Source organism: Streptomyces sp. NPDC051913 (assembly GCF_044593635.1).
Taxonomy (GTDB): domain Bacteria; phylum Actinomycetota; class Actinomycetes; order Streptomycetales; family Streptomycetaceae; genus Streptomyces.
The window spans coordinates 1-3937 of the sequence record NZ_JBIUCI010000048.1 but is presented as its reverse complement, the minus strand read 5'-3'; the positions used below and the strand labels follow the sequence as shown (position 1 = coordinate 3937).

At 70.8% G+C, this 3937-nt stretch carries 3 protein-coding genes; all 3 read right to left on the bottom strand.

Annotated features, from left to right (window positions below; genetic code table 11):
• Positions 1-131: 131 nt before the first annotated feature.
• The 3 genes from ACIHIX_RS47865 to sucC all read right to left on the bottom strand — a co-directional run bounded on the left by ACIHIX_RS47865 (position 132) and on the right by sucC (position 3790).
• On the bottom strand, positions 132-1688 hold the full coding sequence (locus tag ACIHIX_RS47865; protein ID WP_399966976.1) for an aldehyde dehydrogenase family protein: 1557 nt from the start codon (positions 1686-1688) through the stop codon (positions 132-134).
• 75 nt (positions 1689-1763) lie between these two features.
• Positions 1764-2648 (bottom strand): succinate--CoA ligase subunit alpha, encoded by an 885-nt coding sequence (gene sucD / locus ACIHIX_RS47860; protein ID WP_399966975.1) that lies wholly within the window; start codon positions 2646-2648, stop codon positions 1764-1766.
• A gap of 11 nt (positions 2649-2659) precedes the next feature.
• Positions 2660-3790 (bottom strand): ADP-forming succinate--CoA ligase subunit beta, encoded by a 1131-nt coding sequence (sucC, locus tag ACIHIX_RS47855; RefSeq protein ID WP_399966974.1) that lies wholly within the window; start codon positions 3788-3790, stop codon positions 2660-2662.
• Between the last annotated feature and the right edge of the window lie 147 nt (positions 3791-3937).

Sequence of the window (3937 nt, the reverse complement as noted above, 5' to 3'; positions counted from 1 at the left end):
ACGGACACCCTCAAGAGCCATCGTCATCTCGCCACCCCATCCCTATTCGTTGTGCATATTGCATACCGGCAGAGAGTCGTGTTCGTCGCTGCCCGGGCGGCGCCCTCGCGGGGCGCCGCCCGGGGCGTGCCTTACGGCATCAGCTGGTACTCCGGGAAGTTCCCGGGGAGGCGTTCGTCCGCGGGGCCCTGGGTCACCGCGCGCACCAGCAGCTCACCGCCGACGAACGCGCCGCGCCAGGACGCGCCGAAGCCGCCGAACAGCTCGTCGCGGTCGCCGCGGGAGCGCGGCTTGCCGTGGCCGACCTTGAAGGCGCGGATCTGGGGTGCGAGCCGGTCGAAGGTCGACGGGTCGTCCGTGGACAGGGTGGCGACCAGGGCGCCGTTGGAGGCGTTCATGGCGGCCAGCAGCTCCGCCTCCGTGTCGACCAGGACGATGGTGTCGACCGGCCCGAACGGTTCCGCGTGGTGCAGAGGGGAGGACGGGGGCGGGTTGAGCAGGGTGACGGGCTGGACGTAGGCCGAGGTGTCCTGGCCGGGCAGGAAGCGGGCCTCCTCGGGCGCGCCGCGGTGCAGCGGGACGGCGCCGCGGTTGATGGCCTCGGCGATCTGGTCGTGCAGTTCCTTGGCCTTGGCCGCGTTGATGACCGGGCCGAAGTCCAGGGCCGGGTAGGGGTCGTCGGCCCGGGCCACGGCCAGCGGGTGCCCGACGCTCAGCGAGCGCACGGCCGGGAGGTACGCCGCGAGGAACTCGTCGAACAGCTCGCGCTGGACGACGAAGCGCGGGTACGCGGTGCAGCGCTGCTTGCCGTAGTCGAAGAGCTTGGGGATGACGGCCGTGAGCGTGCCCCAGTCCGAGTAGTTCCAGATGCCCCAGGTGTTGAGTCCTTCCTGTTCGAGGATGTGCCGCTTGCCGAGGTCGGCGACCGCCGTGGCCACGGCGGCGCCGGTGTCGCGGCCGCCGACGAAGGAGACGCAGCCGATCTCGGGCGCCTTCACCAGCGCCTCCGACAGCTCGCCGCCGCTGCCGCTGACGAGGGTGACGGGGATCCCCTCGCGGGCGGCGAGGGCGCAGGCCAGGGTGAGACAGGCGACACCGCCGTCGGTCGGGGTCTTGGCGATGACCGCGTTGCCCGCCAGTGCCTGGACCAGCAATGCGTGAACGAGCACGCTCATCGGGTAGTTCCAGCTCGCGATGTTGGACACCGGACCGTCCAGCGATGCCCGGCCCTCGACCATCGGCTCGATGCCGTCGACGTACCAGCGCACCCCGTCGATGGCCCGGTCGACGTCGGCCTGGGCGAGCCGCCAGGGCTTGCCGATCTCCCAGACGAGGAGCAGGGCGAGGAGCTCGCGGTGCTGGGTGAGGGCGTCGAGGGTGGCGGCGACGCGGGCCCGGCGTTCGGCGAGCGGGATGTGCCGCCAGGCCCGGTGCTGGTCGAGGGAGGCGCGGACGGCCTGGTGGGCGGCGTCCCGGTCGAGGCGGGGCGGCCCGGCGATGGGGCTGCCGTCGACGGGGCTGGTGGCGGGCAGCGCCCGGCCGTCCGCCTGCCAGGCGGAGTTCCAGAGGTTCAGGACGCGGTCGTCGCGGAACGCCTCGGGGGCGACGGCGAGGCAGCGCTGCCAGGCGTCGTCCCAGGTCGTACCGGACTTCACCACGAGGGGGGTGGAGTTGAGGGTGGATGTCATGCGATGTCTCCGCTCTCGGTGCACAGTCGGGGGCGGGGGGTGAGGTCTGCGGGAATCCGCGTGGACCCGGGGGTGTCAGTGGCTGGTCGCCAGTCGGGCGAGCACCAGGCGGGCCGTCTCGGTCGGGGTGTTTCCGACCTGGACGCCGGCCGCCTCCAGGGCGGCCTTCTTCGCCTGCGCCGTGCCTGAGGAGCCGGACACGATGGCGCCCGCGTGGCCCATGGTCTTGCCCTCGGGCGCGGTGAAACCGGCGATGTAGCCGACGACCGGCTTGGTGACGTGGTCGCGGATGTAGGCGGCGGCACGCTCCTCGGCGTCTCCGCCGATCTCCCCGATGAGCACCACGAGTTCGGTGTCGGGGTCGTCCTGGAAGGCGGCCAGGCAGTCGATGTGGGTGGTGCCGACGACGGGGTCGCCGCCGATGCCGACACAGGTGGAGAAGCCGATGTCGCGCAGCTCGTACATGAGTTGGTAGGTGAGCGTGCCCGACTTGGACACCAGGCCGACGCGTCCTGACCTGGTGATGTCCGCGGGGATGATGCCCGCGTTGGACTGGCCCGGGGTGATCAGGCCAGGACAGTTGGGACCGATGATCCGGGTGCCCTTCTCCTTCGCGTACGAGGTGAAGGCGACGGAGTCGTGGACGGGGATGCCCTCGGTGATGACGACGGCCAGCCCGATGCCGGCGTCGGCGGCCTCGATGACGGCCGACCTGGCGAAGGCGGGCGGTACGAAGACGACGGTGACGTCGGCTCCGGTCGCCCGGATGCCCTCGGCGACCGACCCGAAGACAGGGACGGCCCGTTCGTCGAAGTCGACGCTCTGCCCGGCCTTGCGCGGGTTGACGCCGCCGACGATGTCCGTGCCGGCCGCCAGCATGCGCCGGGTGTGTTTCATGCCCTCGCCGCCCGTCATGCCCTGGACGAGGACCTTGGACTCCTTGGTGAGAAAGACGGCCATGCGCCGCTCCTTCAGCTGGTGTTGGCGAGTTGGGCGGCGCGGCGGGCGGCACCGTCCATGGTGGTGGCCTGCTGGACCAGGGGGTGGGCACGGCCGTCGAGGATGGCGCGGCCCCGGGCGGCGTTGTTGCCGTCGAGCCGCACCACGAGCGGTTTGGTCAACTCGACCGCCTCCAGGGCCTGCACGATGCCGTCGGCGACCGCGTCGCAGGCCGTGATCCCGCCGAAGACGTTGACGAACACCGACTTCACGGCGGGGTCGGAGAGGATGACGGACAGCCCGTCGGCCATGATCCGGGCCGAGGCTCCGCCGCCGATGTCGAGGAAGTTGGCGGGGCGGGCGCCGCAGCCGGCGACGACGTCGAGCGTCGACATGACCAGGCCGGCCCCGTTGCCGATGACGCCGACCTCGCCGTCCAGCTTGACGTAGTTGAGGCCCTTCGCGGCGGCTGCCGCCTCCAGCGGGTCATCGTGCGCGACACTCTGGTCGCCCCAACGGGCCTGCCGGAAACGGGCGTTGTCGTCCAGGGTCACCTTGCCGTCCAGTGCGAGGATCTGCCCCTGCCGAGTCCGCACGAGCGGGTTGACCTCGACGAGGACCGCGTCCTCACGGACCAGCACCTGCCACAGCCGTACGAGGACGTCGACGGTCTGCGCCGGCAGACCTGCCGCGTCGGCGATCTCCCCCGCCTTCGCGGAGGTGACACCCTCGACCGGGTCGATGTGGATGCGCGCGACCGCCTCGGGCCGATGTGCGGCGACCTCCTCGATGTCCATGCCGCCCTCGGCGGAGGCGATGGCGAGAAACCGGCCCGCCGCGCGGTCGAGGACGTACGACACGTAGAACTCGTCCTCGATGTGCACGGGTTGGGCCAGCATGACCTCGCCGACCCTGTGCCCCTTGATGTCCATGCCGAGGATCTGACGTGCCGTGAGTTCCGCTGCGGGCGGGTCGGCGGCGAGCCTGACACCGCCCGCCTTTCCCCGACCCCCCGTCTTCACCTGCGCTTTGACGACTGCGCGGCCACCGAGCCTGCGGGCGATCTCGCGTGCTTCCGCCGGCGAGTCGGTGACCTCCGCGCGCGGCACCGGGATGCCGTGTTCCTGGAAGAGCCTTCGGGCCTGGTGCTCGTAAAGGTCCATGATTCGGCTCCCGTCTTAAAAGTGGTGCACGACCCCTGGACATCACCCATCGGATGCGGGATAACAATCTTCATACAGTATTCGTCGACTGTATGCAATGTGCCAAGCGAGGTGACCGTGACAGCGATGGCTCTTGAGGGTGTCCGC

Bases quoted from the DNA above. Each gene is read 5' to 3' on its own strand.
- sucC (WP_399966974.1), bottom strand. From the start codon at position 3,790: ATGGACCTTTACGAGCACCAGGCCCGAAGGCTCTTCCAGGAACACGGC.
- sucD (WP_399966975.1), bottom strand. From the start codon at position 2,648: ATGGCCGTCTTTCTCACCAAGGAGTCCAAGGTCCTCGTCCAGGGCATG.
- ACIHIX_RS47865 (WP_399966976.1), bottom strand. From the start codon at position 1,688: ATGACATCCACCCTCAACTCCACCCCCCTCGTGGTGAAGTCCGGTACG.